The sequence below is a fragment of the Pseudomonas sp. MAFF 730105 genome (assembly GCF_055380705.1).
Window position 1 is genome coordinate 5,356,171 of the sequence record NZ_AP018438.1, and the last position, 26,277, is coordinate 5,382,447.

Here is a 26,277-nt window from a genome sequence, read left to right on the forward strand (position 1 = left end):
GCAAGTCCGATCAATCTGCGTGAATGGATCAGTCGACTATGGGCGCTCTATGGCAAACCGATTCGAACAAACCTATGGTCCCGACTGAACGTATGGAAGAAGCGTCTACACCCCCAAAAAACGCCGCGCGCGGCATGGCTGGCGGGCGTTCTGGTTGCTGCTGCTGATTATCGTCGTGGTGGTCGGGCTCGCGGTGGCCAAGGAAATGCGCACCTCCAGGTTCCAGGCCAGGGAGATCAGCAAATACGCTGCCTCCCTGAGCTATTCGCTGCAACCGGGGCCCAGCGATGCCATTGTCTATCCCGGAGCCGGCCCATTCGACCGGCGGTTGGGCTACAGCTCGCTGGGGGAGTTCCTGCCGCGACTGCTCAAGCGCAACTACGTGATCCAGGCCCAGACCCGCTTTTCGCCAGCCTTGATGGACTACGTCGGAAAAGGCCTGTTCGTGCCCTATACGGAAAAGATCCAGGCCGGCCTGACCATCACCGATTGCCGCGCCGCGCCGCTGTATCAGTTCAAGTATCCACAACAGCTGTATGCCAGTTTCGACGCCATCCCTCCCGTGGTGGTGCAAAGCCTGCTGTTCATCGAAAACCGCTTCCTGCTCGATCCCCACCAGCCCCAGGCCAACCCGGCGGTAGACTGGCCGCGCTTCGGCATGGCGGCGTGGTCGCAAGTGGCCAAGCTGTTGAGCTTACCGGGGCAGTCCGCCGGGGGCAGCACCCTGGCGACGCAACTGGAAAAGTACCGTCACTCCCCCGATGGCCTGACCGTCTCGGGGAGTGAGAAGATCCGCCAGATGATTTCCGCCAGCGTGCGCGCCTATCGGAGCGGTCCGCAGACCCTCGAGGCGCGGCAGCGGATCGTGCGCGATTACCTCAACAGCGTGCCGCTTTCCGCCGTGCCGGGGCATGGAGAGGTCCATGGCATGGCCGAAGGTTTGCGGGTCTGGTACGGCGCCGACTTCAACCGCGCCAATGAGCAGTTGTTCAGCACCGCCACCGATCCGCGGAGCCTGGCGGAAAAGGGTCTGGCCTTGCGGCAGATGCTGTCGTTGATGATCGCTCAGCGGCGCCCTTCCCATTACCTGTCCAAGGGGCATGACGAGCTGGCGAGCCTGACGGACAGCCACATCCGGCTGCTGGCCCAGAACGGTGTGATCGACGCCGCCCTGGCCGATGCCGCCCTGGCGAGTCAGGTCAGTTATCGCGATTGGGTGCAGCAACCAACGATCCAGCCCAACGAAACCAACAAAGGCATCAGCGCCGCCCGCAGTCGGCTCGCCACGCTGCTCGACCGGCCGTTGTACGACCTCGACCGACTGGACCTGTCCGCCACCAGCACTTTGCAAAACGACTTGCAGACCCAGGCCACCGAGTACCTCAAGCGCCTGGCCGACCCGGCCTTCGCGACGGAGATCGGCCTCATGGGAGAACGCCTGCTCACCCCCACCAGCACCACCCAGGTGCGCTACAGCTTTACCCTGCTGGAACTGACCCCGGACGGTTCGCGCGTGCGGGTGCAGACCGATAGCACCGACCAGCCTTTCGACATCAACGAAGGCAGCAAACTCGAACTCGGTTCCACCGCCAAGTTGCGGGTACTCACCACCTATTTGCAGATCATTGCCGAACTGCACGACCGCTATGGCGCTGAAACTCCGGCGGCCCTGAAAAAAGTCGAGGTCGCCGAGCAGGATCGCCTGTCCCGCTGGGCCGTCGATTACCTGATCCAGAACAGCGACCGCAGCCTGCCGAAGATGCTCGAGGCGGCACTGGATCGTACGTACTCCGCCAGCCCCGGCGAGGCATTTTTTACCGGCGGCGGGCTGCACACCTTCCACAACTTCCGCAGCGAGGACAACGGCCGCAACCCCACCTTGCGCGATGCCCTGCGCGAGTCGATCAACCTGCCGTTCATCCGTCTCATGCGCGACCTGGTGCGCTACGCCACTTACGCCGGGCCCAACAACAGCGCAGAACTGCTCAAGGACGACAGCGACCCGCGGCGCCAGGAATACCTGGCCCAGTTCGCCGACCGCGAAGGCACCTCGTTCCTGCTCAGGTTCTGGAAGAAATATCAGAAGAAGGACACCAGCCAGCGCCTCGAAACCTTTCTCGACAGCATGCACCCCACGGCGATCCGCCTGGCCGCCGTGCACCGCTATTTCTTTCCCAACGACAGCCAGGACAGCTTCAACCGCTTCGTGCGTTCACATCTGCAATCGGCCAAGAACGCCGAGAAACTCACCGACGAACGCCTGGAGCGGCTCTACCAGAGCTACGGTCCCGGCGCCTATGACCTGCCGGACCAGGGCTTTATCGCCAAAGTCCACCCGCTCGATCTATGGTTGATGGGTTACCTGCTGAACAACCCGGACGCCAAGTTCAGCCAGATCGTCAAGGCCAGTGAGTTCGAACGCCAGGAAGTCTACAGTTGGCTGTTCAAAAGCCGGCACAAGAGCGCACGCGACAGTCGCATCCGCACCATGCTCGAGATCGAAGCGTTCCTGGATATCCACCAGCGCTGGCAGAAAGTCGGCTACCCATTCGACCATCTCGTGCCTTCGCTGGCCACGGCAATCGGCAGCTCCGGTGACCGCCCCGCCGCACTGGCAGAGCTGGTGGGCACCATTCTCAACGACGGTATCCGTCAACCGGCACTGCGGGTCGACAGCCTGCACTTCGCCGTCGATACCCCCTACGAAACGCAACTGATCAACGACCCGGATAAAGGCAAACGCGTGATGCCGGCGGAAGTGGCCCAGGCCCTGCGCGGTGCGTTGTCCCAGGTGGTGGATGCCGGCACCGCGAAACGGGTGGCCGGCAGTTTCAAACTGGCCGACGGTACGCCGTTGGCCATGGGCGGCAAGACCGGCACCGGCGACAACCGTATCGAAGCCATCGGCGCCGGTGGGCGCATCCTCAGTTCCAAGTCGATCAACCGCACGGCCACCTTCGTGTTCTACATCGGCGACAGCCATTTCGGCACCCTCACCGCCTATGTACCGGGGGCCTCGGCGCAGAACTTCAAGTTCACCTCGGCCTTGCCGGTGCAGGTGCTCAAGGGGATGGCGCCGTTTCTCACGCCCTACTTGCAGCCGGGCAGTCACACCCAGTGCACGCCGTTGGTGGCGCGCCAGGGCGTTTCGTCGCCAGGGTAGAACTACGGGCTCACCCGCGGTACCGCATCGAAGATCACCGTAAAGTCGGCGTTGAACAGGCCTGTCTGGTCGGGGAGCGGTATGGCCGAGGCATAGATGACCATCTCTGCCTGCGTACCTGGGGTGGACGTGGGGTCGTCCACCACCTCTTGGGGCGTGGAGGTCAGGGTGACGTTGTTGAACCGGACAAGCAGGGGAATGGCGCTGCTGCCGTTGGTCAGCGCTGGCTGGCCAGCCGGGAGATAGGCATGCACCGAACCGTCGGTGTTCTTCACATCGAAAGTCTGGCGTATCGGGGACAGTTGACTCTTCACAGCGTCCCAATACATGACCTCATCCTTGCCGAACTCCGGGTCTCGGGGCTGCACATGGAACTGCTGGGTCGGAATATTCGCAGTGATGTGAATCGACGAGCGAGCATCATCCGCCGCGCGCGCCGGCGAAGCACTCAGGGCAACGGCGCCCAGGGCCATTGCAGCTACCTTTTTATTGAACATGCCAAATACCTTTTCAGCCGTAGAAGAACAGGATGGGTCACGCAGAGATCCGCGGCACTGCGTCGTAGATCACGGTGAAGTCGCCGGTATAGAAGCCCGGCCGGCGCTGGACCGGCATGGCATCGGCACGAATCGTCATCTCGACCTGGGTACCGGGCGTGGAGGACGCATCGTCCACGACTTCCCGAGGCAGGCCATCCAGGCGGACTTTGTTGAACCGGACCCGCAACGGGATTCTGGCATTGCCGTTGGACAGGAACGCCGCGCCACCCTCGATGTAGGCGTGGATCGAACCTTCAGTGTGCTTCACGTCGAAGATCTGGCGCAAAATGCCCAGGTCGTCGTTCAACGGGTCGTAATGCATGACCTCGTGCTTGCCGAACTCGGGATCCCGTGGCTGGACATGGAACTGCTGGGTGGGAATGTTCGCCTTGATATGAATGGCGGACCGTGCATCATCGGCCCCGAAGGCCAGCGAAGGACTCAGGGTCGCGACGCCCAGGGCCATGACGGAAACAAATTGCTTGAGCATGCTTGCTACCTTTTTTCATCGTTATTGTTAAAGAAGCGTCCATGCCATTACTGCTAACCCGTGGCGAGGGAGCTTGTTCCCTCACCGCGCAGGTTCTTTACTGCCTCCGGTCGCCCTACGGCGCCGTGGCGTCGAACACCATGTGCACCGTGCCGTAGTAGTCGCCAGGCTTATAGTCGTCATCGGGCTTGATGGCGGCGATTTCCAGCGGCACCTGACGGCCCGGCCGTGCCTCGACGGCCGAGACCACCTGGGCGGAATCCAGGGTCAGTTCGACGCCGTTGAAGCGCACGCGCAAGTCGATGCGATCACGGCCATTGGACAGATAGGCCTCCTCCCCGAGGCGAGCCCCAATGGAGCCGTTGCTGTTTTTCACCTCGTAAGTAGCCCGCAACGGGCTCAGGTCCGAGGTGATGGTGCTGAACGGCAGGCGCTGCTCGCGCTGGACCAACTGCGGGTCGAGGGGCAACACATAAAAGTCGGCCGTCGGGATGGTCACGTAGAGTTCGAAGGTTTCCCGTTCGACAGCCCCCCAGGCCGAGGTCCAGGGCATCAGCAGGGCCGTCAATGCAAGGGGGCGTAGCCGTGTCTTGATCATTTTGATTTACCTCTTGGGTCAACGACGGTTCGGCGACGGTCACCGTCAGCCCTTGATCTCGACGTTCTGGGTCTTGCTGCCTTCGATCAGGGTGAAGCGATATTCACGCCCTGCTTCCTTGTCGAACGAGAACGTGCGGCCGGTCATGACGTGATGCTTGGTGGTCGGCCGGCATTCGTTCTCTTTCTTCGCTTCGCAGTCCTTGAACTCATCGACCACCACCACGCTGTTGCCGTTGTTGCGCAGCACGTAGCGATTGGCGTTGTTATCGATCACGGTGTCGAAGCGGGTGTCCTTGGGCCGTACGAAGAACACCGTGCCGTACCCCGCCAGTACCTTGACCCCGGCCGCCACGCGTTCCTTTTTATACGCTTCGCGCTCCTCCGCGCTGACGGCGAATTCGTCTTCCGCTTCCGGCACCACCGGCACGAAGCGCACACGGAAGTAACGCTCCTTGTCACGGTTGCCCATGAACAGCAACCGCGTGCCCTGCACACCGTTGGCCGGCACGATCAGGCGCGCCGGGCTGGCCATCAGACCATCCTTGGCCTGGGCACTGGCCTGGTTCTGCAGGGGCACCTCGCTGTAGGTGCCGTCTTCGTTGTAGATGATTTCCAGGATGTTCACCTTGACGAAAGCCGTCGACGTGCCGCCGTTGAACACCCGTTTCATGTACGTGGTCTTGTTGCCGTCCAGGTAGTCGTAGACCACCCCGACACCGATCTGCGGACCGGCCTGGGCCACGCCGCAAAACAGGGAAAAACCAACCCATGCCCATAGCTGTTTCATCACTTGCTTAACCTCATGCATTAAACGCAACTCACTAGAAATTTGGCCGGCAGGTCACTGGTGGCCTGTGTGGCTAATTCGTGTACTCAAACTAACCGTACAAACCGCTAGACTTCCGAATCCCAGATCACCGTGACACTGCCGGTGTAGGCCTTGGCGCCGCTGTCCAGCATCGCCTCGACGCTGCCCCGGGCCACTTCGAAGTGCAGCATTCCCAGCCTGCGATCGACATAAAAGCCCGGCTGGAACAGCTCGGTGCCGCTGCCGTCAAGCCGCAACGGGCGCTGGTTGACCGGTTGCCCAGCGGCGTCGGTCAGGCCTTCGGGCAACGTCACCTTGATGTCCACCGGCACGGCATGGCCGGTGCCGGTTTCCGCAATCGCGCAGGTATTGCCGCTGGCGTGCTGGCATTCGAGCCTCATCTTGAAACGAGAAGAGGTCGAGATATGGAAGCGCTGGTCGCGAAACAGCCGCGTCGGTTTGCTCCCGCTGTTCAGCCAGGCTTGCCAGCCTTCCTGGGGCACCAGTTCCACCCGGTTGCCACCCGGGGGCACCTCCACCTTGAGCGTGTGCTCGACGTCGAGTTTGAAATTGAGGGTGATCACCGATTCATTGGGGATCATCACGTCACCGAAGTCGAAGTCCTGCCTCGGACCGAGGCCATAGACCAGGGAGCCGGTGTATTGGCCGGACGACATCTTCAACGGGTTAGGGGTGCGCAGTTCGTAGGCGAAGTCCATGGAGGTGTATTCCATGCCCGGGATCAGGTAACGGGCCCTTTTGGCACAGCTCCCTTCGACCGGGGTTTTCCAGAAGAAGGAATAGGCACGGTCGTTCAAGCTCGATTGGCTGCTGGATCGACAAGGTGCAGGGGCGTACTTCCAGGTGGAGCCCCACAACATCGCATGAGCGGTCCCCATGTCCACCCCCCTCCGACCAGGTCGATCACGCTGACCGGCAGGTAGTACATCGAGCCGATGCCGGCGATGCGTACCTGGACGATTTCAGTCTCGCCCGTACCGGTATGAGTGATCTGCGCCAGACGCCAATTGGCAGGCACATGGAATATCGCCCCTTGCCGCAGATCCGCATGATTGGCCTGGATGGGCGCGTTGGAATAGGAGTTGATGTTCCACTGAAGGCTGGACATGTTCTCCCTTTCACAGTCGGCCGGGTAAAAGGCGCAATAACCCGAGACCGGCGTGGTATTGCGAAAGGTATTCTCGTTGGGCTTCGAGGGATCGGGCCTGAAGATTGCGGTGATCTCCTTGCTCACGGCATGAGCCGTCGATGCGCCGGCCAATAACATCACCGAAACCACACTACGCACTGCTACTGGTAGACCTTTCATCAATCCCTCACCTTCCTTTCGCCTCAGGCTGGCCAATCCATGCCCTTTAAACTTCCGAATCCCAGATCACCGTGACATCGCCGGCGTAACGCGTGGCCCCGGTGTCGAGCATCGCCTCGACACCGCTGCGGTCCACTTCGAAATGCAGCATCCCGAGCCGGCGATCGACGTAGATGCCGGGCTGGAACAATTCGGTGCCACTGCCGTCGCGCAACAGTCGTCGGCGATTGACCGGTTGCCCGGCGCCGTCCGTCACGCCATCGGGCAGGGTCACGCCGACGTTCACCGGCACGGTGTGGCCGGTATCGGTTTCGGCGATCGCACAGGTGTTGCCGCTGATGTACTGGCATTCGATTGCCATCTTGAAACGGGATGAGGCGGAAATATGAAAGCGCTGGTCACGGAACAGGCGCGTTGGCTTGCGTCCGCTGTTGAGCCAGGACTGCCAACCTTCCTGGGGCACCAGTTCCACGCGATTGCCGCCGGGGGGGACTTCGACCTTGAGGGTGTGTTCGACAGTCAGCTTGAAATCGAACGTGAGTATCGGATCGGAGGGGATCATGATATCGCCCATGTCCAGATCCTGGCCCGGCCCGATGCTGTAGGTCAAAGACCCCGTGTACAAACCACTCGACATTTTCAGGGGGTTCGGGGTGCGCAATTCGTAGGCGAAGTCCAGATAGTCGTAGACCAGGCTGGGGATCAGAAAACTACTCTTTTTGGAGCAAGGCGCTTCGACTCGGGTCTTCCAGAAAAACTTGTAAGTCGTCGCGTTCAAACCTCCGTGACCGGTATATCCGCAAGGTGAAGGGGGGTTCACCCAGCTATTCCCATAACCGCCCCATAACCGGTTGTGTGCCAGCGTAAGGTCTATGCTTGGATTACCTATCAGTTCGAGCACGCTCATCGGAAGGCGGTATCTCGAGCCGATTCCCGAAAAGCGTACTTCGATGGTTTCAGTTTCACCCGTACCGGCGTGAGTCACCTGGGCGGTACGCCAGTTGGCGGGTACCTTGAACGTCGCCCCTTGCCGGTAATCAGTGTGATTCGCCTGAATTGGGCCGACCGAACTGAAGCGGATAGGCAACTGAATACTGAATATCTTGGTGGCCGCGCAATCCGCCGGATAGAAGGTGCAATAGCCACTGACCGGGGTGGTATTGGTAAATTGATTCAGGTTTGGTTTCGAAGCATCGGGTCTGAATATCGCGCTGATATTCTGGTTCACGGCATTGGCAGCAGGCACGCAGGCAAGCAACAGCATCGAGACCACGCTGCTCACGGCTACCGATAAGGATTTCATTTATACAACCTCATACATCAAAGCCAATCCCTGCTAGTTTTTGGGAGAAAATTTCACAGTGGGAGCAAGGCTTGCCCGCGATGCAGGCGCCCCGGTCTTCACTCGAACGGCGTTATCGTTCATCGCGGGCAAGCCTTGCTCCCACAACTCATGAACGCTGCTTCGCCAGGTCGGCCGCGGCCAGTGAGCTATCGGCCAGGCTGTCCGGCGTGCAGCGCAGGTCGCCGATCATCAACACATCGCCTTCGTCGCTGGCGTTTTCCGGGTCGAGACGGAAGCGGCAGAACAACTCGTTGCCGTAGCGCACCTCAAGGGTCGGGGACGCGACATTCATCTCCATGGAGAAGAATCCGTCCGCCTCGCTGACGCCGCGGCTGGCGTGGTTGATCACGTGATGGCCCTTGAGCGGTTGCCCCTGTTCGTCCAGCAAGCGTCCGAGCACGGTCACGGTTTTCACCACGCTGACCTTGCGGTAATCGACGCCCCCCTTGTTCAGGTGATAACGGGTGCGTGCCGGCTCGATGCTCGCCGCCGGTGGATGCACACCCTCGAAGTCGAAGGTCACCATGCTGTTGCGGTAGGCGGTGATCGGCACGAAGTTACGGCCCGGATGCAAGGTGGTACTGCCGCCGGTCAGGTCGTCGGCGCGCAGGACGATGTCGTCCAGGTCGGTTTCCACGTCGACGATCATCCCCGCGCCACGGCCCTGGGGCAGACCGGTGAAGACGGCTTTCTCGCCGCCGACGGCCACGGTACTGCTCAGGTTCAGGCCGCCGGTGAGGTTGTCGTTATAGGACGAGCGCTGGAGGAAACCGTCGCCATAGAGCGACTCGGTGCTGAAGCTGGCGATGCCGGACAGGCCCACGCCATAGGTATCGGCCAGCGCTGTGCCGGAGACACTTTGCAGCACGTGATCCTGGAGGTCGCGGCGATAGGTCAGCGACGCATTGTTGTCCCGGTCACCTTCGCGAGACGTGCGGGTGCCGATGCTGCCCGACCAGTATTCCCCCGGCCCGCCCAATGCCACGCTGAAGCTCAGGTCCACGCCGCGATTGCGACGGTCGTTGGTGCTCGAGGTGCCGGGACGATCGAACACCGACAGCCGCCAGTTGGCATCGCTGCCACGCAACTTGCCGCGCTGGGTCCAGCCCAGGTCCAGGCCCGCGCCCTGGACATTGCCTTCGCTATAGGCCAGCCGGCCGTTGATGGAGGACTTGTTGTTCAAGCGATGATTGACCGACAGCGATGAGTTGCTGGTCTGGCCGACGAACACGTTGCGCTGCCGGATGCGGGTGCCGTCCGGCAGGGTCTCGTAGGTGTTGCGGGTGTCCAGCCAACTGCGATTGTGGCTGGCGACGAGACTGCCCTGGCCGTAGCTGTACAGGGCTTGCACGTCCATGCCGTTGCCGTACTGCTCGGTGTGGTAGACGTTGGCGTACAGACTGGTGTGGGAGGCCAGCGTCCAGTCCACCGACGTGCCGAGTTGCAGTTTGTCCTGCACCTGGCGCGTGGAACCGCCGACGATAACCCGTGGGTGCAGCAGGTAATTGACGCCAAACCCCGCCGTCGTGAACCCCGAGGGCTGGTCTTCCCAATTGCTCCAGAGCCGGGTTTCACGACCGGCGAACAGGTTGTAGCGCCAACGCTCCTCGGTGCTGCTCCAATTGTTCGGCTTGTAGACCAGTTCCTGACTGGTGGCAGTGGTTTGTCCGTCCTCGATCAGCCGCACTTCCACTTCATAGATGCCGCCGGGCAATGGGCGGGTGTCCAGGCTCTGCAAACCTGCGCTGACGGCCTGGGTATTGATCAGCAGGCCGCTGCGATAAATCTCCACCGAAGCCTGGCGGCTGGCGGTGACGTAAATGGGGTAGACGCTGGGCTTGGGGTTTTCGATCGCCAGGCTGTCCGAGCTGCCATACATCACGCCCAGAGCAGTGTCCGGGTTGGCGCCAAACGAGCGGATCTGGCGGTTCAAGCCATCGGAGCTGGGGGTGAAATACCCCAGCCGGAAAAAATGCCCTTCCAGTTCACGTTGGGTGAACAGCTCATAAACGGCGTGGTAGAGCTTGTCGTCCGGCCCACCCAGGCGCGAGAGCTGGAGGTCCATGGACTGGCTCCAGTTGCCCACGCTGGAACTGGCATTGAGGCCATAGCGGCCACCGGTGTCCTGTTCCTGGCCACCGTTGAGGTTGAGTTGGTTGTTGAAGATCAGGCCGAGGCTGCCCCCCTGGGGCTGGTCGTGATAGCGCTGGGTTTCGGTACCGCGCTCGACATCCCGAGTGAGGATCGACACCAGTGAGTTTTCAAGACTGTAGTGCACTGCAAGCAGCCCGGCGGTGCAGTTTTTTTCACAGGCACCTAACAGTTGTCCCTGTTTGAGTGTGTGCTCCCATTGGTCCCGCTCAGCGGCTTTGATCGTGCTGTCGTGGGTGTCGGTAAATTCCAGCAGGGTAATGCGATCATCCCGCGTCAAGACCACCATGGCTTCACCGAGATACTGTTGATTGAGCTCAATACGAACAGCCAATGGCACATCGAAGAAGTGGGCTTCAAACTCCGCCGGCAGACCCTTGGCCTGGGACAGCAGGCTTGTCGGTGTAGTACCGGGGGCAGTCGGCGCGGCCAATGCACTCGCGCATAACAACAGCGCAAGCGCACCCGCGATGGGTGTCATCGGTAACATCAACGGACTCTCATAATCAGCGAGCTTTCGGGGTGTTTCAGGTTCAGGCCGACCGGCTGGGGAGATCCGGCCGACCTGCTGCTGGCGAGGTGAGGCTCACCGGGTAACGAATAGCCTTACGGGCGCGGCACGGCGTCGAAGATGACGGTCATGTCGGCGGTGTACAGGCCGTTCTGGGTCGCGAGCGGTTTGGCCGGAACGATGGTCATCTCAGCCTGGGTGCCCGGGGTAGAGGTTGCATCGTCGACCACTTCCTGGGACAGGGCGGTCAGGGTGACGCCATTGAAGGTCGTGGTCAGGGCGATGGCATCGCTGCCGTTGTACAGCGAAGCCGGGCCGCCTTCGATGTAGGCATTGACCGAACCGTCGGTGTTCTTCACGTCGTAGGTCTGACGCAGCGAAGTCAGAGTGCCGCTGACCGTGTTGTAGGACATGGTCTCGTCCTTACCCCAGCTCCCGTCACGTGGCTGCACATGGAACTGCTGGGTCGGGATATTCGCGGTGATGTGGATGGACGAACGTGCGTCATCGAGAGCGAAAGCCAGCGAAGAACTCAGGGCCGCAGCGGTCAGGGAAGCGGCGGTTACGATTTTCATGAGCATTGTTAACACCTGTTCATAGCAATAAAGAGAGAAGGGCCGAAGTTGCACACCAATACAGCTTGGCGTACCCCTTCAACGCCGGTGCATGATCGTCGCTCTTTAATTAAAAATAAGCAGGAAAGTTCGTAGACTCATGTAGTAAATCGCGCATACAAAACGTCGAAAAATACGCACTTTTCGATAAAGCGTAACTTTTAATGTAAGAGACTTCCGACATTTTCACTAGTTGCCGCTAAAACACCCAGACAACCATCCGGTTTCGTCCCGCAGACATAAGGGATTCAGGTAAGGTCTTGTTTCATTTCAAGTATGACGCAACTGAGATATATCTTTTAACAAAGATATATCTATAGTCGAAGATATATCTGAAGTCAAAGATATATCTCGGTTCTATTTATGCAGAACAGAGAGCAGATAGATGACAGTTCCTTATCCTCCTTCCATTCGCGAACAGGGTCATCACGATGGCTTCGAACGGCGCCCGTCGGGCCGTGAGAGAGGTGGGCGCGGTCCACGGGTGTTCGCTGCCGGCGACCTTAAGTTGCTGCTGCTGGCACTGATCGCCGAAAAGCCTTGTCACGGTTATGAGCTGATACGCCAGATCGAGGCCATGTTCGACGGTGCCTATACCCCAAGCCCCGGCGTGATCTACCCCACCCTGACTCACCTGGAAATGAGTAAGATGGTCAGCGGAGACGCCAAGGGCGGGAAAAAATGCTACAGCGCCACCGACGTCGGACGCCTATTCCTTCAAGACCAGGCCGAGGCGCTGGACGGCGTGCGGATACGCATCGAAGCCAGCAAGCGCATCCTGCGCGAGCAGGATCGACCGGCTGAAATCCACGAAGCGGTGGGTAACCTGCGTCGTGCCCTGCAGAGACACCAGGATCGCTGGAGCCCGGAAGAAATCCAGCGGATACGCGATCTACTCAACGACACCGCCAAAGCCATCATGGACGGCCCTGCCCGTCCACCTGTTTCGGAGTCAAGCGATGACTGAAATCGATCCAAACACCATTCACCGCGTCAGCCACGAGATCAAGCGTCGTCGCCTGCAAGTCCTGCGGGTGGTGGACCTGACCCGCGCATGCGCCGCATCACCGTCGGTGGGCCGGAACTGGCCGGGTTCGTCAGCCTGGGCACGGATGATCATGTAAAACTGTTTTTCCCGCAGAACGCCGAGGAACGGGCCGCCCTGGAAACCTTCGATCCCAGCGCCGGCAAGGCCCAGAGCGCGCTGCCGGAAATGCGCGACTACACCCCGCGCCGCTACGACCTGGATACCCTGGAGCTGGACCTCGATTTCGTGCTCCACGGCGACGGCCCCGCCTCGACCTGGGCGGCCCAGGCCGAGCCAGGGCAGTACCTCCACATCGGAGGGCCACGGGGCTCGATGATCGTGCCGGACATCTTCGACAGCTACCTGCTGATCGGTGACGAAACCGCCCTCCCCGCCATCGCCCGTCGCCTCGAAGGCCTGGCGCCCAACCGGCGTGCGCTGGTGGTCGTGGAAGTGGAAAACGGTGCCGAGCAGCAGGTTTTGCAAAGTCCGGCCCAGGTCCACGTGATCTGGGTGCTGCGCGAAGGTCGCCACGACAGCCTGCTGACCACCGTTCGTCAACTGGAAGTGCCTGTCGGCAAGCTGTACGCCTGGGTCGCCACCGAAAGCAAGGTGTCGCGGCAGATTCGCAAGGTGTTGCTGGAGGAGAAAGGGTTGGACCAGAACTTCGTAAAAGCGGTGGGTTATTGGAAGGCGGATGGTAGCGAGGAGGAATGATCCTCCGACAAACCCGGCCTGCCACGGCAAGGCAGGTTTATCTGTGGCGAGGGGATTTATCCCCGCTGGGCTGCGAAGCAGCCCCAAAACCAGCCACCCCGGTGTGTCAGGCAGATTGAGTCTAGAGTGATGGGGCTGCTGCGCAGCCCAGCGGGGATAAATCCCCTCGCCACAGGTGTATCGTTGCCCGAAATTCATCAGGTATTTCCTATTTATGCTTTTCCTGATCGCCTACATCGCCAGCGTCGTGCTGATCAATTACGCCTTTTCTGCCGCACCGCACCTGGACATCATCTGGTCGGCCTGGGGTGGCCTGGTATTCATCCTGCGGGACATGGTGCAGACCCGGTTCGGTCATGGCGCCATCGCGGCGATGCTGGCGGCGCTGGTGCTGTCCTATGTCACCTCGGACCCGACCATCGCCCTGGCCAGCGCCACGGCGTTCGCGGTGTCCGAGTGCATCGACTGGCTGGTGTTCACGATCACCAAGCGTCCGTTGCATGATCGGTTGTGGATCAGCTCGGCGCTGAGCATTCCCCTGGACACGTTCATCTTCTTCGGCCTGATCGACGCCCTGACCCCACCGGTGGTGATCACCGCCCTGGCCTCGAAATTCGCCGGGGTCACTGCCGTCTGGCTGATCATGGCCTGGCGTTTGCGCAAACAGGCCGTCGCCGGCTGAAGCCAAACCCCGTGGTTCATGTAAAATGCCGCGCTTTCTCCCTATGGGAAGCTCGCCCGGCGTGCAACCCTCGATGATCCGCTCCTGTTTGAGGACCTTCAGATGACCCGTATCGGAACTCCCTTGTCGCCCACCGCGACCCGCGTTTTGTTGTGTGGCAGCGGTGAGCTGGGCAAGGAAGTGGTAATCGAATTGCAGCGCCTGGGCGTGGAAGTGATCGCCGTGGATCGCTACGCCAACGCACCCGCCATGCAAGTGGCCCATCGCAGCCATGTGATCAACATGCTCGACGGCGCCGCCCTGCGTGCCGTGATCGAGGCCGAGAAGCCGCACTTCATCGTGCCGGAAATCGAAGCCATCGCCACCGCTACCCTGGTGGAACTGGAAGCCGAAGGCTTCACCGTGATCCCTACCGCCCGCGCCGCGCAGTTGACCATGAACCGCGAAGGCATCCGTCGCCTGGCCGCCGAAGAGCTGGGCCTGCCGACCTCGCCGTACTTCTTCGCCGATACCGTGGAAGACTACCGCAAGGCCGTTGAAACCCTCGGTTTCCCGTGCGTGGTCAAGCCGGTGATGAGCTCGTCGGGCAAGGGCCAGAGCCTGCTGCGTGGCAACGACGACGTGCAGAAGGCCTGGGACTACGCCCAGGAAGGCGGCCGCGCCGGCAAGGGCCGGGTGATCATTGAAGGCTTTATCGACTTCGACTACGAAATCACCTTGCTGACCGTGCGTCATGTCGGCGGCACCACCTTCTGCGCGCCGGTCGGTCACCGCCAGGAGAAAGGCGATTATCAGGAATCCTGGCAGCCCCAGGCCATGAGCCCGGCGGCATTGGCCGAATCCGAGCGCGTCGCCAAGGCGGTGACCGAGGCTCTGGGAGGGCGTGGGATGTTCGGCGTCGAGCTGTTCATCAAGGGCGATCAGGTGTGGTTCAGCGAAGTCTCTCCGCGCCCTCACGACACTGGACTGGTGACGCTGATTTCCCAGGACCTATCGCAGTTCGCCCTGCACGCTCGCGCCATCCTCGGCCTGCCGATCCCGTTGATCCGTCAGTTCGGCCCGTCGGCCTCGGCGGTAATTCTGGTGGAAGGCCAGTCGACCCAGACCGCTTTCGCCAACCTGGGCGTGGCCCTGAGCGAACCGGACACCGCGCTGCGCCTGTTTGGCAAACCGGAAGTCAACGGCCAACGCCGCCTGGGCGTGGCCCTGGCCCGCGACGAGTCCATCGAAGCCGCCCGCGCCAAGGCGACCCGGGCTTCCCAGGCGGTGAAGATCGAGCTTTAAGTTTGGCGACTACCCTGCTGCATTGATCGTTCCCACGCTCCGCGTGGTAACGCCTCTGCGGACGCTCCGCGTTCGGCTCTTTGGGACGCGGAGCGTCCCGGGCTGCATTCCCACGCAGAGCGTGGGAACGATCAACAAGCTCAAAAAAAGGCGACACCCGCAAGGGTGTCGCCTTTTTCATGAGCGCCGATTGGGCTTATTCCGGCAGCTTGTACGCGATGACATAGTCACCCTGCTTGGTACCCAGGGAACCATGACCGCCAGCAACGACCAGCACGTATTGCTTGCCGTCCTTGCCAGTGTAGGTCATCGGCGTGGTCTGGGCGCCAGCGGGCAGGCGGCCTTCCCACAGTTGCTTGCCGTTTTTCACGTCATAGGCACGCAGGTACTGGTCAAGGGTGCCGCTCAGGAACGCCACGCCCCCGGCGGTGGTGAACGTGCCGCCCAGGCTCGGTACGCCCATGCTCAATGGGATCGGCACCGGCGAGCTGTCACGCACGGTACCGTTCTTGTGTTTCCACAGGGTCTTGTTGTTGGTCAGGTCGACCGCTGCCACATAGCCCCAGGCCGGCGCCTGGCATGGCAGGCCCATGGGCGACAGCAGCGCTTCGAGGATCACGCCATAGGGTGCGCCCTTGTTCGGCTGCACGCCTTCGGTTTCGCTCTTGCGACCCGGACCACCGGCCACTTCGGCCGCCGGTACCAGCTTCGACTTGAACGCCATGTAGCTCGGGTTGACGAAAGCGATCTGGCGCACCGGGTCTACCGAGATGCCGCCCCAGTCGAACACCCCGAAGTTACCCGGGTAAACAATGGAACCTTGCAGCGACGGCGGCGTGTACATGCCGTCATAGCGCAGCGACTTGAAGTCGATCCGGCAGAGCATCTGGTCGAATGGCGTCACGCCCCACATGTCGCGTTCCTTGAGGACCGGCGGCACGAAGTTCAGGTCGGACATCGGCTGGGTCGGCGAGGTGTGGTCGCCTTCCACCGCGCCTTGCGGCACCGGGATCTCCTTGATCGGGATGATCGGCTGGCCGTTGCTGCGGTCCAGCACGTAGATGCTGCCCTGTTTGGTCGAGGCCAGTACGGCCGGTTTCACGCCGTCGGCGGTCTTCATGTCCATCAGGGTCGGTTGACCGCCGACGTCCATGTCCCACAGGTCGTGGTGGGTGAACTGGAAGTACCAGCGCACCTTGCCGGTGGCGATGTCCAGCGCGGTCAGGCCGGCGGAGTATTTTTCCGATTCAGGGGTGCGCAAGCCACCGAACTGGTCGGGAGTCTGGTTGCCCATCGGCAGGTAGAGCATGCCGAGTTTTTCATCGACGCTGAACATGGACCACATGTTCGGCGAGTTGCGGGTGTAGGTCTGGCCCTCGGCAATCGGCATAGTGTCGTCCGGCTTGCCGCTGTCCCAGTTCCACACCAGCTTGCCGGTGTGCACGTCGTAGGCGCGGATGACGCCGCTGGGTTCGTCGGTGGAAACGTTGTCGGTGACATGACCGCCGATCACCACCAGGTTCTGGGTGACGGCCGGAGGCGAGGTGGAGTAGTAACCGCCCGCGGTGAAACCACCGATGTTGGCGCTCAGGTCGACCTGGCCTTTGTCACCGAAGTCTTCGCACATCTTGCCGGTGTCGGCATTGAGGGCGATCAGGCGGGTGTCGGCGGTCGGCAGGAAAATGCGACGCGGGCACACGGCGCTGGCCGGCGTGGTGCTGGCAGCACCGGTGGGGCTCTGCTCGGCAGAGGCGTACGCGGCGTCATCGTGATAGCTCACGCCACGGCAGGTCATGTGGGCCCAACCCTTGAAGTTTTCCGCCTTCTGGGTGGAAAGCTTCGGATCGAAACGCCAGATTTCCTTGCCGGTTTCAGGCTCCAGGGCAATCACCTGGCTGTGGGGAGTGCACACGTAGAGCATGCCGTTGACTTTCAACGGGGTGTTTTCAGCGGTGGTCTCGCCCGGGTCGTTCGGTCCCGGCAGGTCGCCGGTGCGATAGGTCCAGGCCGGTACCAGCTTACTGACGTTCTGCGGCGTGATCTGCGCCAGCGGCGAATAACGGTCGCCATGGGCGCTACGTCCATAGGAATTCCAGTCGCCGTCCGGCATTGCCGGCGCGGTGTTCGCCATGCCCGCTACGTTGTCGCGGTCCAGTTGCCCCTTGATTTCACCCGGGTTGGTGAACTGGCTGGCAAGTGCCGCGACACCGGCGATGACCACGGCGGCGCCCAGCGCACGAGTGCCCATGGGTGACGCATCGGCTGTCAGCAACGGACGGCGGAACCATGGCAACAACAGGACGATGCCCAAGGCGAACAGCATCGCCAGGCGCGGCACCAGTTGCCACCAGTCCAGGCCCACTTCCCACAAGGCCCATACCGTACTGGCGAACAGCACCAGCGCGTACAGGCCCAGGGCCGCGTGACGGGCCATGATCAACAGCACACCCGTCAGCGCCAAGCCGATACCGGCCAGCAGGTAATACCACGAACCGCCAAGCGTGCTCAGCTTGACCCCGCCGGCCAACAGGGCCAAGCCCATCAATAGAAGCAGAATGCCGAGCAGACTCGGTAGCAGACGGCCTCGGTTCAAAGCACCTTCAGTGCTCATAGTGTGATTCTCCGTGATATTTAAGGAGTCCCGCGCAAGTAATCACTGTAGATGACGATCTTGCGCAGGCATGGTTCAGTAAAAAGCTGACCCGCTATCAGCAGCCTCTTGTGGGAGCGAGCCTGCTCGCGACTGCGGTGGATCAGCCAACACGCCTGTTGCGTGTGACGCCGCAATCGCGAGCAGGCTCGCTCCCACATGAGGTTGCAGGCAAAGACAGCGCTATCTTTTAAATCCTGATACGTCAGAAGAACCGTTTCAGCAGGGGGCGCAAGAATAATGGCCCGCTACCAATAGAGAAAGCGCTTTTGCCGACATGAATCTTTTCGAATCCGGTAACAGTGTTGCCACTAGACTTCCAACACATGGGCGCCTCGGATAAGGTGCGCGGCTTATTCCTCTTCACGCAAATACCTCCATGACCGAACAGCACAACAACCCCCTGCACGGCGTGACGCTGGAGCAAATCCTCAACGCCCTGGTGCAGCACTACGAATGGTCGGGCCTGGCCGAACGCATCGATATCCGTTGCTTCAAGAGCGACCCGAGCATCAAGTCGAGCCTGACCTTCCTGCGCAAGACGCCGTGGGCGCGGGAGAAAGTCGAGCGGCTGTATATCAAGCTGATGCGTACCAAGCGGCCGGTCTGACTCATGAACCTTCGACAGCGCTTCGTATCCGTGGCGGCGCTGCTGGGCTGGGCGGGATTGAGCATCCAGCTGTATCTGATCCTGCTGGGGCGCTGGGAACTGGGCGCGAGCCTGCTGGGCGGCCTGGTGAATGTCTTCAGCTTCTTCACGGTATTGACCAATACATTGGTGGCCGTGGTGCTGACGTGTGAAGTGACCCGCCGCGAATCGGCAGCCCGACGCTGGTTCCTGCGCCCCGCCGTCAGCAGTGGTATCGCCGCGAGCATCGCCCTGGTCGGCCTGGCTTATAACCTGCTGCTGCGCCATCTGTGGCAACCCGAAGGCTGGCAGTTCGTGGCCGACGAACTGTTGCACGACGTGATGCCACTGCTGTTCATCGCCTATTGGTGGCGGTACGTACCCAAAGGCACCCTGCGCCTGTGGCATATCGGACTGTGGGTGATTTACCCCGTGGTGTACTTCGCCCATGTCCTGTTGCGGGGGAGTTTCCTCGGGGCGTACCCCTACCCTTTCATCGACGTGGCAACGCTGGGTTATCCACAGGTGTTCATCAATGCCGGGGAGATATTGCTGGGGTTTATCGGGATCGCGCTGGGGGTGGTGGGATTGGATCGGTGGATGGGGCAACGGTATTAGAAGACTGCCACAGAGGACTTGTACTCAAGACCTCCCCGGCAACATCCACACCAGCCCACTGGCCTTCGCCCGCTCATGACACAACGCCAATACGCTACGCCGCTCATCGTTGTCCATGCTGCGCCAACGGGTGATCTCGGACACGGTGCGCTGGCAGCCGGTGCAGACATCGTCATCGTCCAGCGAGCAGATGCTCACGCAGGGCGAAGGCACCGGGCGTTCGGGGGTGTTCATGAGTCTTGCTCAGCCAGGTCGCGGGCGTAGCGCTGCGCGTTGTGGACGTAATGCGCCGCGCTGGCCTCGAGCATCTTCTTCTGGGCCTCGGTCAGTTCCCGGACGACCTTGCCAGGCGAGCCCATCACCAGCGAACCGTCGGGGATTTCCTTGTTTTCGCCGATCAACGCGTTGGCGCCGATGATGCAGTTCTTGCCGATCTTCGCGCCGTTGAGAATCACCGCATTGATGCCGATGAGGCTGTAATCCCCCACCGTGCAACCGTGGAGCATGGCGTTATGGCCAATGGTCACACCGGTGCCGATGGTCAGTGGAAAACCCATGTCGGTGTGCATCACCGTGCCGTCCTGCACGTTGCTGTCCTTGCCGATCAGGATCAACTCGTTATCGCCGCGCAGCACGGCGTTGAACCAGACACTGGCGCCTTCTTCGAGGCGGACCTTGCCCACCAGCGTGGCGTTGGGGGCGACCCAGCTCTGTGGGTGGGTTTCGACACGGGCATCGCCCAGGCGGTATTTCATGAGGATCCTCGGGCTCAGGTATTGATGAAGCTTCTGGGTGGTTTGTGCAGGTCAATGCCGGCGTCGAACAGCAGGTTCACCAGCTCGACGATCATGATCGCCGTCAGCCCCCAGATCTTGTACTCGCCAAAACGGTAGCTGGGCACGTACCAGCTGCAGCCCTGGTAATCGATGCGATGGGTGTGTTCGCGGGGATCCTTGCGGAAAAAGTCCAGCGGTACATTGAAGACTGCGGCGATCTCGGCATCGTTGGCCTGATACTCGACGAAATCCGGAATCACTCCGACATAGGGCGTGACCTTGATGCCATGCAACGAAATCAACGGGCTGAGGGGGCCGATCACTTCCACCAGGCCGGGGGGCAGACCGATTTCCTCTTCGGCTTCGCGCAGGGCGGTGAACACCAGGTCCGGGTCCTCCGGATCGCGCCGTCCGCCGGGGAAGGCCACTTCGCCGCCATGGGTCGAGAGCCCGCTGGCGCGCAAGGTCAGTACCAGCTCCGGCTCGTCACTGCGGGTGATCGGCACCAGCACCGCGGCTTCAGGGAAACGTCGGTCGGCCTGCAGATCACGCGGGGTATGGTTGCTTACTCGATGCAGTAGCTCGTCCAGCATGAGACTTCTCGATTCATTCGCTGCCTTGCATCATGCACCAATCGTTCAAGCCGCCCAACCCCCGGACCGCGTCGTGTCGCGAAACGACAACTTGCCGACACCCGTCCCGCACGCCAAGATAGGCGCAGCATTCAGGAACCCAAGCATGAAATTCTGCAGCCAGTGCGGTAACCCGGTGACCCAGCGCATACCCGAAGGCGACTCGCGCCTGCGCTTTGTCTGCGACACCTGCCACACCATCCACTACCAGAACCCCAACATCGTGGCCGGTTGCGTACCGACCTGGGGCAGCAAAGTCCTGCTGTGCCGCCGCGCCATCGAGCCGCGACGCGGTTACTGGACGCTGCCGGCGGGCTTCATGGAAAACGGCGAAACCGTCGAACAGGCCGCCGAACGCGAAACCGCCGAGGAAGCCTGCGCCCGGGTGCGAAATTTAAGCATCTATACGTTGATCGACGTACCGCACATCAGCCAGGTGCATGTATTCTTTCGCGCCGAGCTGGTGGATGAGGATTTCGCCGCCGGACCCGAGAGCCTGGAAGTGAAACTGTTCGAAGAAGCGGACATTCCCTGGGACGAACTGGCTTTTCGCACAGTGGGCCGGACCCTGGAATACTTCTATGCTGATCGACGAACCGAGCATTACCCGGTGCGATCCGAATCGATCCCACCCCTGGCTCAGCCTGCCAAGACCTGAAAAACCATATCGTCACGACCTTTAGGGATACCGTTTCAATGCGCTGGTTGCTTGTGCTGTTCTGCTTGTCGTTCGCTGCTGTGTCCCAGGCTTCTGCGGTGGGGACCTACGACGGCAAGGTCATCGAAAAAGTGCTGGTGCTCAAGTCCGCCCATCAATTGCAATTGATCAATGACGGCAAACCACTCAAGACCTACCGTATTTCCCTCGGCAAGGGTGCCAAGAAAGGCCCCAAGCTGATCCAGGGCGACAAGCGCACCCCTGAAGGTTTCTATTGGATCGACTGGCGCAAGGTCAGTGATCGCTTCTACCTGTCGATGCACATCTCCTACCCCAACATCAGCGACGCCGCCCGCGCCCGGCGCGAAGGCGTGGAGCCTGGGAACATGATCATGATCCACGGCACGCCTGATTCCGAAGAAACCCCTGAACAGCTGTTCCACACCCTGGACTGGACCGATGGCTGCATCGCCATGCGCAACGTCGACATGCGCGAAGTCTGGAACCTGGTGCCGGATGGCACGATGATCGAGATTCGGCCGTAGCCTCTGTCTCTTATGTGGCAAGCGCTTGTTGAGGCATGGAAGCCTTGTTGCGACATGAAAGCTTTTGTGGCGAGGGGATTCAGCGAAACGTCGCACCGCCCCGCTGGGCTGCGCAGCGTCCCTAAAGCCAAACAACCCGGTGCGTCAGGCAGATTGAGTCGCTTGCTTTGGGGCCGCTGCGCGCCCCAGCGGGGATAAATCCCCTCGCCACAGGGGGGCCACACATATGTGAACACCCCCCTGTGGGAGCGAGCCTGCTCGCAATGGCGCCGGCCCTTACGCCATCAAGCCCGTAGCTCCACCCGATCCAGCGCCTTGTCCGCCAACAGCGCGCCCAACTCAATCATCTGCGCCACCCCCAGCGCCACATGCCGCCGCGAGCCGTCGAGGTCGAAGGCCAGGTCGCTGAGCATGGCATTGGCCGAGGCCAGGGTTTCGCTGAGGTTGGCTAGCAGGACTTCGGTGTCGACAGCATCGGTAACGGTGAACAACTGCAGGGAGGGCTTGGGTTCTGACGAGTTGTCCTCGGGTTTGAGGTAATGGTCCAGCGCACGATCAGCGGCTTCTTGCAGCTTTTCGGGGGCGTAGTCGCCGTAGGGGAAATTGGATGCGGGTTTGTCATTTTTCAAAGGGAAAACTCCTTGAATTAATGGAGCCCAGGACAAATCGTCCGGGCCTGTGCCCTGTGATTCTTCGGACGGTCAAACCCGGTCGCTGAATTGGCAGCGACACCCACAGGCTAGAGCCGCCGCTTCCGAGGGACAACCTTAAAAACTTGTCGGAAACTTCGGTGCGTCTGACAGACCGCGTGCCGGATCGTAGATCGGGCTGACAGGGGGTGATGTGCACGGCTCGTTTTGTTGCGCGAACGCCTTCCCTGTGGGAGCGAGCCTGCTCGCGATAGCGGTGGGTCAGTTTGAAAAGTGCTGCATGAACCGACGCCATCGCGAGCAGGCTCGCTCCCACAGGGGGAACACGTACGCTCAAAAAGCAGGTCGGCGGCAAAGCCGCCTTGCTTTTGCTTTTGCTTTTGCTTTTGCTTTTGCTTTTGCTTTTGATCTTCAGGCCCCGTTAACCACGCTGGCCGAACGCAGGTATTGCGTAGTGGGTACCCCGGCATGGATGCCGGGGTAGCCGCGCTGGGCCATGGATGGCCCTTCGCGGCGGGCCCACGGAGCAATGCCGGAGTGAGGGCACACCGAGCCTAGGCGAGGTGCCGAGTGGTGGGGCTAAGACCTTTTGGTTACTTTTGGGGCGTCTGCCAAAAGTAACCCGCTGTAAGAGCGGAACCATAAGTCGCCGTTACCGAAGAAATGGATATACACACCATCCAACTCTCCCTCAAAACAACCGCCGGTCGGCATAAAAAAATAAATCCAACCCCCCATCACCAAAGCGCAAATACCACTTCCCTCAAAGTCCCCCTCAGCAGCTACGGTCCTCTTCCACCAAAACGACCAAAAGTAATACCACTTGAAATCCACTCCAAAAAATCCCCCCGACAATCCCAGAAACCTTAAGGCAACCCTCATTGACATGGTATTCAAGTGGTATTAACTTCCACCCCATCACCGAGCGACAACACCCCCAACAACCGCATCGGACACCCCATGAACGACATCCTGGCCCTGCGCCCCGACGACACCCAAGCCACACCGCTCTACCTGCAACTGGCCCGCAACCTGGAAGCCGCAATACACGCAGGCCAATGGAAAGCCGAACAAGCCATGCCGTCCGAACGCAGCTTGAGCGAACAACTGGGCATTTCCCGAGTCACCGCCCGCAAAGCACTGGAAGTGTTATTCGACCAAGGCCTGATCCGCCGCAACCAAGGCTCAGGCACGTTCATCACCCCGCGCCTGGAACAACCGCTGTCACGCCTCAGCGGCTTCAGCGAGATGTTGCGGCTCAAGGGTTTCGTGCCCGGCTCCCAGTGGCTGGAACGGGAAATCACCCCGCCCACCCACGAAGAACTGATCCGCCTGGGCCTTTCACCCACCGACAAGGTCGCGCGGCTCAAGCGCCTGCGTAAGGCCGACGACACGGTCATGGCCATCGAAATGAGCACCCTGCCCGCCGCCATCATCCCCAAGCCCCAGGCCATTGGCGCTTCGCTCTACGAATTTCTCGACAGCATCGGCAAACCGGTGGTGCGCGCCCTGCAGCACATCCAGGCCATCAACGCCTCGGACGAGTTCGCCACCCTGGTGGGTATCGCCCCAGGCACCGCCATGCTGCTGATGACCCGGGTCGGCTACCTGGAGGACAACACGCCCATCGAAGTCACCGACACCTACTGCCGCAACGATTACTACGACTTTGTCGCCGAGCTCCGGCGCTAGCAGCGCTGCCTCCCCAGACATCAGAGACTGCCCATGTCCGAAGACAACATCCTCACCGCCCACGGCTGGGTTCGCGGCCTCCTGATCCACGCCCACGGCAAGGTCGTGTCCGTCGAAGGCCAACCCTGCGATCCGGCCGACAATGACTTGCCTTACCTGCTGCCCGGCTTCATCGACCTGCATGTCCACGGCGGCGGCGGCAAGGACATCATGGAAGGCGCCCCGGCGTTCGACACGATCGCCCGCACCCATGTGCGCTTTGGTACGACCTCGCTGTTGGCGACCACCATGACCGCGCCAGGCGAAGAGATCACCCGCGTGCTCAAGGCCCTGGGCGAGTTCTGTGAGCAACGGCAGAACGGCAGCGCCCGGATGCTCGGCGTGCATCTGGAAGGTCCCTACATCAACCCCGGCAAACTCGGCGCGCAACCGAACTTCGCCCACACCGCGTTGATGGCCGAAGTGGAAGGTTATCTGGCCCTGGCGCCGATCCGGGTGATCACCATCGCCCCGGAAATCGCCGGCCACGATGCCTTGATCCGCACCCTCAGTGCCCGTGGCGTGCGCATGCAGATCGGCCATACCCTGGGCAGCTACGAAGAAGGCGTCGCCGCACTGGCCGCCGGCGCCAGCAGCTTCACCCATTTGTACAACGCCATGAGCGCGCTGCATCACCGCGAGCCGGGCATTGTCGGCGCGGCGCTGGCCCACGCCCGCTATGCCGAGCTGATCCCGGACCTGCTGCACGTGCACCCCGGCGCCATGCGCGTGGCCTTGCGCGCGATCCCATGCCTGTATTGCGTCACCGACTCCACCGCCGCCGCCGGCATGCCCGACGGCGAGTACAAACTGGGCAGCCACACCGTAACCAAATGCCTGGGCGGCGTGCGGCTGGCCGATGGCACCCTGGCCGGCAGCACCCTGACCATGGACCAGGCCCTGCGTAACCTGGTGAAAATCGGCCTGCCCATCGCCGAAGCCTCGCAACGCCTGTCTCAATTTCCTGCCGACTACCTCGGCCTGCCCGAGCGCGGACGTCTGCAACCGGGCGCCTGGGCCGACTGCGTGCGCCTTGACCGTTCCCTGACCCTGACCGACGTGATGGTCGAAGGAGAAGCCATTGACTTCCAAAATGCTTGAAGAGGCCCTCGCCGCCTGCGAAGCCGTCGAACGCCAGTTGCAGCAACTGGACCCGGCCCTGCAGGAAATCGCCGGACGCCTGCGCCGTCAGCCGCCGCAAGTGGCAATGACCATCGCCCGCGGCAGTTCCGACCACGCCGCCAGCTACTTCGCCTACCTGACCATGCAGCAATTGGGCTTGCCGGTGGCGTCGTTGCCGATGTCGGTGGTGACCATGCAGCAGGCGCCGCTCAAGGTCAGCGGCCAGGTGGCATTCGGCTTTTCCCAGTCGGGCCAGAGCCCGGACCTGGTGAACAGCCTGCGCCTGTTGCGCAAGCGCGGCGCCTTGAGCGTGGCCCTGGTCAACGCGCTCGATTCGCCTCTGGAAGCAGCGTGTGAGTTCAGCGTGCCGCTGTGCGCCGGTGTCGAAAGCAGCGTCGCCGCTACCAAGAGCTTCATCGCCACCCTCAGCGCCAGCGCACGGTTGGTGGCCCAATGGAAGGACGACGCCGAACTACTGGAGGCCGGCAGCGCCCTGCCCGAAGGTTTGCGCGAGGCCGCTCGCCAGGATTGGAGTACCGCCGTCGAGGCCCTGCGCAATTGCCAGCGGCTGATGGTGATCGGCCGTGGCGCCGGATTCGCCATCGCCCAGGAAGCGGCGCTCAAGTTCAAGGAAACCTCGGCGATCCAGGCCGAAGCCTTCAGCAGCGCCGAGGTGCGTCACGGGCCGATGGCGCTGATCGATGAAAACTACCCGCTGCTGGTGCTCGCCCCTCGCGGTGCCGAGCAGGCCGGCGTATTGAGCCTGGCCGCCGACATGCGCCAGCGCGGCGCCCGGGTCTTGCTGGCAGCGCCCGATGACATCGCCGAACGCGACCTGACCCTGACCCGCGCCGAACACCCGGCCCTGGACCCGATCCTGGCGATCCAGAGCTTTTACGGGATGGCCGCCCACCTCTCCGTGGCCCGGGGCCTGAACCCCGACCAACCGCGGCACCTGAGCAAAGTCACCCGTACGCACTGATTAATGACAGCCTGATGAGAGCGC

The 26,277-nt window shown here is 61.5% G+C and carries 22 protein-coding genes and 3 pseudogenes; 12 read left to right on the top strand and 13 right to left on the bottom strand.

Annotation, left to right across the window (positions count from 1 at the left end; genetic code table 11):
* The first annotated feature begins 38 nt into the window (after window positions 1-38).
* A pseudogene (locus PCOSP_RS23385) lies at window positions 39-3,163 on the top strand (transglycosylase domain-containing protein).
* Window positions 3,164-3,165: 2 nt separating this feature from the next.
* Here the strand turns inward: PCOSP_RS23385 and PCOSP_RS23390 are convergent.
* From PCOSP_RS23390 to PCOSP_RS23425, 8 genes and pseudogenes are all read right to left on the bottom strand, one after another.
* On the bottom strand, window positions 3,166-3,660 hold the full coding sequence (locus tag PCOSP_RS23390; protein WP_139645090.1) for a CS1 type fimbrial major subunit: 495 nt from the start codon (window positions 3,658-3,660) through the stop codon (window positions 3,166-3,168).
* Between the two features lie 37 nt (window positions 3,661-3,697).
* The gene (locus PCOSP_RS23395; protein WP_139645088.1) at window positions 3,698-4,192 is read right to left on the bottom strand and encodes a CS1 type fimbrial major subunit; all 495 of its coding nucleotides are present in this window, start codon (window positions 4,190-4,192) and stop codon (window positions 3,698-3,700) included.
* 115 nt (window positions 4,193-4,307) lie between these two features.
* Window positions 4,308-4,790 carry a CS1 type fimbrial major subunit gene (locus tag PCOSP_RS23400; RefSeq protein WP_139645086.1) on the bottom strand — a complete coding sequence of 161 codons (483 nt, stop codon included), beginning with the start codon at window positions 4,788-4,790 and terminating at the stop codon, window positions 4,308-4,310.
* A gap of 45 nt (window positions 4,791-4,835) precedes the next feature.
* On the bottom strand, window positions 4,836-5,579 hold the full coding sequence (locus PCOSP_RS23405; protein WP_175363055.1) for a molecular chaperone: 744 nt from the start codon (window positions 5,577-5,579) through the stop codon (window positions 4,836-4,838).
* Between the two features lie 107 nt (window positions 5,580-5,686).
* Window positions 5,687-6,930 (bottom strand): annotated as a pseudogene (locus tag PCOSP_RS23410) (hypothetical protein).
* A 46-nt stretch (window positions 6,931-6,976) separates the two neighbouring features.
* Entirely contained in the window at window positions 6,977-8,233 is a 1,257-nt protein-coding gene (locus PCOSP_RS23415; protein ID WP_139645080.1) for a hypothetical protein, read from the bottom strand.
* A gap of 148 nt (window positions 8,234-8,381) precedes the next feature.
* Window positions 8,382-10,916, bottom strand: coding sequence for a CS1-pili formation C-terminal domain-containing protein (locus PCOSP_RS23420; RefSeq protein WP_464709609.1), 2,535 nt, complete (start codon window positions 10,914-10,916; stop codon window positions 8,382-8,384).
* A 116-nt stretch (window positions 10,917-11,032) separates the two neighbouring features.
* Complete coding sequence (locus PCOSP_RS23425; RefSeq protein WP_139645076.1) at window positions 11,033-11,518, bottom strand: CS1 type fimbrial major subunit; 486 nt, start codon at window positions 11,516-11,518, stop codon at window positions 11,033-11,035.
* Between the two features lie 418 nt (window positions 11,519-11,936).
* Between PCOSP_RS23425 and PCOSP_RS23430 the strand changes: the two genes are divergently transcribed.
* The 4 genes and pseudogenes from PCOSP_RS23430 to purT all read left to right on the top strand — a co-directional run bounded on the left by PCOSP_RS23430 (window position 11,937) and on the right by purT (window position 15,261).
* On the top strand, window positions 11,937-12,518 hold the full coding sequence (locus tag PCOSP_RS23430; RefSeq protein ID WP_139645074.1) for a PadR family transcriptional regulator: 582 nt from the start codon (window positions 11,937-11,939) through the stop codon (window positions 12,516-12,518).
* Window positions 12,511-13,295, top strand: a pseudogene (locus PCOSP_RS23435) (siderophore-interacting protein). The gene PCOSP_RS23430 and the pseudogene PCOSP_RS23435 overlap by 8 nt, the downstream one beginning before the upstream one ends.
* A 214-nt stretch (window positions 13,296-13,509) precedes the next feature.
* On the top strand, window positions 13,510-13,977 hold the full coding sequence (locus tag PCOSP_RS23440; protein ID WP_139645070.1) for a preQ0 transporter: 468 nt from the start codon (window positions 13,510-13,512) through the stop codon (window positions 13,975-13,977).
* 102 nt (window positions 13,978-14,079) lie between these two features.
* Window positions 14,080-15,261 (top strand): formate-dependent phosphoribosylglycinamide formyltransferase, encoded by a 1,182-nt coding sequence (gene purT, locus PCOSP_RS23445; protein ID WP_175362982.1) that lies wholly within the window; start codon window positions 14,080-14,082, stop codon window positions 15,259-15,261.
* Between the two features lie 196 nt (window positions 15,262-15,457).
* Here purT and PCOSP_RS23450 read toward each other — a convergent pair whose 3' ends face one another.
* Window positions 15,458-17,872 carry a glucose/quinate/shikimate family membrane-bound PQQ-dependent dehydrogenase gene (locus PCOSP_RS23450; RefSeq protein WP_139645066.1) on the bottom strand — a complete coding sequence of 805 codons (2,415 nt, stop codon included), beginning with the start codon at window positions 17,870-17,872 and terminating at the stop codon, window positions 15,458-15,460.
* 418 nt (window positions 17,873-18,290) lie between these two features.
* On the opposite strand from PCOSP_RS23450, the gene PCOSP_RS23455 reads away from it, so the two are divergent.
* Both PCOSP_RS23455 and PCOSP_RS23460 read left to right on the top strand, forming a co-directional pair.
* The gene (locus tag PCOSP_RS23455; RefSeq protein WP_024780901.1) at window positions 18,291-18,521 is read left to right on the top strand and encodes a VF530 family protein; all 231 of its coding nucleotides are present in this window, start codon (window positions 18,291-18,293) and stop codon (window positions 18,519-18,521) included.
* A gap of 3 nt (window positions 18,522-18,524) precedes the next feature.
* Window positions 18,525-19,157, top strand: a complete 633-nt coding sequence (locus tag PCOSP_RS23460) for a Pr6Pr family membrane protein (protein ID WP_175362980.1) — start codon at window positions 18,525-18,527, stop codon at window positions 19,155-19,157.
* Between the two features lie 24 nt (window positions 19,158-19,181).
* On the opposite strand, the gene PCOSP_RS23465 is transcribed toward PCOSP_RS23460, so the two are convergent.
* From PCOSP_RS23465 to PCOSP_RS23475, 3 genes are read right to left on the bottom strand one after another with little or no spacing between them, the layout of a single operon-like run.
* Entirely contained in the window at window positions 19,182-19,391 is a 210-nt protein-coding gene (locus tag PCOSP_RS23465) for a DUF1289 domain-containing protein (protein WP_139645062.1), read from the bottom strand.
* On the bottom strand, window positions 19,388-19,912 hold the full coding sequence (locus tag PCOSP_RS23470) for a gamma carbonic anhydrase family protein (RefSeq protein ID WP_139645060.1): 525 nt from the start codon (window positions 19,910-19,912) through the stop codon (window positions 19,388-19,390). The genes PCOSP_RS23465 and PCOSP_RS23470 overlap by 4 nt, the downstream gene beginning before the upstream one ends.
* A gap of 14 nt (window positions 19,913-19,926) precedes the next feature.
* Window positions 19,927-20,526: a CoA pyrophosphatase gene (locus tag PCOSP_RS23475; RefSeq protein ID WP_041023011.1), complete on the bottom strand. Its 600-nt coding sequence runs from the start codon at window positions 20,524-20,526 to the stop codon at window positions 19,927-19,929.
* A gap of 145 nt (window positions 20,527-20,671) precedes the next feature.
* Between PCOSP_RS23475 and PCOSP_RS23480 the strand changes: the two genes are divergently transcribed.
* Window positions 20,672-21,223, top strand: coding sequence for an NUDIX hydrolase (locus PCOSP_RS23480; protein ID WP_139645058.1), 552 nt, complete (start codon window positions 20,672-20,674; stop codon window positions 21,221-21,223).
* Between the two features lie 38 nt (window positions 21,224-21,261).
* Window positions 21,262-21,768, top strand: a complete 507-nt coding sequence (locus PCOSP_RS23485) for a L,D-transpeptidase family protein (protein ID WP_139645056.1) — start codon at window positions 21,262-21,264, stop codon at window positions 21,766-21,768.
* A gap of 284 nt (window positions 21,769-22,052) precedes the next feature.
* Here the strand turns inward: PCOSP_RS23485 and PCOSP_RS23490 are convergent, their stop codons facing one another.
* Window positions 22,053-22,397: a DUF6124 family protein gene (locus PCOSP_RS23490; RefSeq protein ID WP_175362979.1), complete on the bottom strand. Its 345-nt coding sequence runs from the start codon at window positions 22,395-22,397 to the stop codon at window positions 22,053-22,055.
* Between the two features lie 981 nt (window positions 22,398-23,378).
* Here PCOSP_RS23490 and PCOSP_RS23495 point away from each other — a divergent pair.
* From PCOSP_RS23495 to PCOSP_RS23505, 3 genes are read left to right on the top strand one after another with little or no spacing between them, the layout of a single operon-like run.
* Window positions 23,379-24,110: a GntR family transcriptional regulator gene (locus tag PCOSP_RS23495; RefSeq protein WP_139645049.1), complete on the top strand. Its 732-nt coding sequence runs from the start codon at window positions 23,379-23,381 to the stop codon at window positions 24,108-24,110.
* A 33-nt stretch (window positions 24,111-24,143) separates the two neighbouring features.
* A complete protein-coding gene (nagA, locus tag PCOSP_RS23500) occupies window positions 24,144-25,250 on the top strand; it encodes an N-acetylglucosamine-6-phosphate deacetylase (protein WP_464709611.1) in 1,107 nt (368 codons plus the stop codon).
* Complete coding sequence (locus PCOSP_RS23505) at window positions 25,231-26,253, top strand: SIS domain-containing protein (RefSeq protein WP_175386924.1); 1,023 nt, start codon at window positions 25,231-25,233, stop codon at window positions 26,251-26,253. The genes nagA and PCOSP_RS23505 overlap by 20 nt, the downstream gene beginning before the upstream one ends.
* The last annotated feature ends 24 nt before the right edge of the window (window positions 26,254-26,277 follow it).

What these genes read in the sequence shown, in the direction of transcription:
- PCOSP_RS23480 (WP_139645058.1), top strand. Translation starts at nt 20,672, where the DNA reads ATGAAATTCTGCAGCCAGTGCGGTAACCCGGTGACCCAGCGCATACCC.
- PCOSP_RS23400 (WP_139645086.1), bottom strand. Translation starts at nt 4,790, where the DNA reads ATGATCAAGACACGGCTACGCCCCCTTGCATTGACGGCCCTGCTGATG.
- purT (WP_175362982.1), top strand. Translation starts at nt 14,080, where the DNA reads ATGACCCGTATCGGAACTCCCTTGTCGCCCACCGCGACCCGCGTTTTG.
- PCOSP_RS23465 (WP_139645062.1), bottom strand. Translation starts at nt 19,391, where the DNA reads ATGAACACCCCCGAACGCCCGGTGCCTTCGCCCTGCGTGAGCATCTGC.
- PCOSP_RS23460 (WP_175362980.1), top strand. Translation starts at nt 18,525, where the DNA reads ATGAACCTTCGACAGCGCTTCGTATCCGTGGCGGCGCTGCTGGGCTGG.
- PCOSP_RS23470 (WP_139645060.1), bottom strand. Translation starts at nt 19,912, where the DNA reads ATGAAATACCGCCTGGGCGATGCCCGTGTCGAAACCCACCCACAGAGC.
- PCOSP_RS23485 (WP_139645056.1), top strand. Translation starts at nt 21,262, where the DNA reads ATGCGCTGGTTGCTTGTGCTGTTCTGCTTGTCGTTCGCTGCTGTGTCC.
- PCOSP_RS23495 (WP_139645049.1), top strand. Translation starts at nt 23,379, where the DNA reads ATGAACGACATCCTGGCCCTGCGCCCCGACGACACCCAAGCCACACCG.
- PCOSP_RS23405 (WP_175363055.1), bottom strand. Translation starts at nt 5,579, where the DNA reads ATGAAACAGCTATGGGCATGGGTTGGTTTTTCCCTGTTTTGCGGCGTG.
- PCOSP_RS23475 (WP_041023011.1), bottom strand. Translation starts at nt 20,526, where the DNA reads ATGCTGGACGAGCTACTGCATCGAGTAAGCAACCATACCCCGCGTGAT.
- PCOSP_RS23450 (WP_139645066.1), bottom strand. Translation starts at nt 17,872, where the DNA reads ATGAGCACTGAAGGTGCTTTGAACCGAGGCCGTCTGCTACCGAGTCTG.
- PCOSP_RS23455 (WP_024780901.1), top strand. Translation starts at nt 18,291, where the DNA reads ATGACCGAACAGCACAACAACCCCCTGCACGGCGTGACGCTGGAGCAA.
- nagA (WP_464709611.1), top strand. Translation starts at nt 24,144, where the DNA reads ATGTCCGAAGACAACATCCTCACCGCCCACGGCTGGGTTCGCGGCCTC.
- PCOSP_RS23430 (WP_139645074.1), top strand. Translation starts at nt 11,937, where the DNA reads ATGACAGTTCCTTATCCTCCTTCCATTCGCGAACAGGGTCATCACGAT.
- PCOSP_RS23415 (WP_139645080.1), bottom strand. Translation starts at nt 8,233, where the DNA reads ATGAAATCCTTATCGGTAGCCGTGAGCAGCGTGGTCTCGATGCTGTTG.
- PCOSP_RS23440 (WP_139645070.1), top strand. Translation starts at nt 13,510, where the DNA reads ATGCTTTTCCTGATCGCCTACATCGCCAGCGTCGTGCTGATCAATTAC.
- PCOSP_RS23420 (WP_464709609.1), bottom strand. Translation starts at nt 10,916, where the DNA reads ATGTTACCGATGACACCCATCGCGGGTGCGCTTGCGCTGTTGTTATGC.
- PCOSP_RS23425 (WP_139645076.1), bottom strand. Translation starts at nt 11,518, where the DNA reads ATGCTCATGAAAATCGTAACCGCCGCTTCCCTGACCGCTGCGGCCCTG.
- PCOSP_RS23395 (WP_139645088.1), bottom strand. Translation starts at nt 4,192, where the DNA reads ATGCTCAAGCAATTTGTTTCCGTCATGGCCCTGGGCGTCGCGACCCTG.
- PCOSP_RS23390 (WP_139645090.1), bottom strand. Translation starts at nt 3,660, where the DNA reads ATGTTCAATAAAAAGGTAGCTGCAATGGCCCTGGGCGCCGTTGCCCTG.